This window comes from Kineococcus sp. G2, from assembly GCF_037154035.1.
Lineage (GTDB): Bacteria > Actinomycetota > Actinomycetes > Actinomycetales > Kineococcaceae > Kineococcus.
In genome coordinates this window covers 1-784 of the sequence record NZ_JBBBEM010000127.1, presented here as the reverse complement: position 1 = coordinate 784, position 784 = coordinate 1, and the positions used below count along the sequence as shown (strand labels likewise).

The window sequence follows — 784 nt, the reverse complement described above, 5'->3', positions numbered from 1 at the left end:
GGGGGATCAGTGGCGAACGGGTGAGTAACACGTGAGCAACCTGCCCTCAGCTCTGGGACAACCACTGGAAACGGTGGCTAATACCGGATACGACCTATCACCGCATGGTGTGTGGGTGGAAAGTTTTTCGGCTGGGGATGGGCTCGCGGCCTATCAGCTTGTTGGTGGGGTGATGGCCCACCAAGGCGACGACGGGTAGCCGGCCTGAGAGGGCGACCGGCCACACTGGGACTGAGACACGGCCCAGACTCCTACGGGAGGCAGCAGTGGGGAATATTGCACAATGGGCGCAAGCCTGATGCAGCGACGCCGCGTGAGGGATGACGGCCTTCGGGTTGTAAACCTCTTTCAGCAGGGAAGAAGCCACATTTCGGTGTGGTGACGGTACTTGCGGAAGAAGCACCGGCTAACTACTGGCCAGCAGCCGCGGTAATACGTAGGGTGCAAGCGTTGTCCGGAATTATTGGGCGTAAAGAGCTCGTAGGCGGTGTGTCGCGTCTGCGGGGAAAACTCATGGCGCAACTCTGAGCGTGCAGTGGGTACGGGCACACTTGAGTGCTGTAGGGGAGACTGGAATTCCTGGTGTAGCGGTGAAATGCGCAGATATCAGGAGGAACACCGGTGGCGAAGGCGGGTCTCTGGGCAGTTACTGACGCTGAGGAGCGAAAGCATGGGGAGCGAACAGGATTAGATACCCTGGTAGTCCATGCCGTAAACGTTGGGCGCTAGGTGTGGGATCCATTCCACGGGTTCCGTGCCGCAGCTAACGCATTAAGCGCCCCGC

Annotated in this window: 1 rRNA gene; it reads left to right on the top strand. The window is 59.6% G+C overall.

The window, feature by feature from the left end:
- Nucleotides 1-784, top strand: a 16S ribosomal RNA gene (locus V9U69_RS17395); the annotation flags it as partial.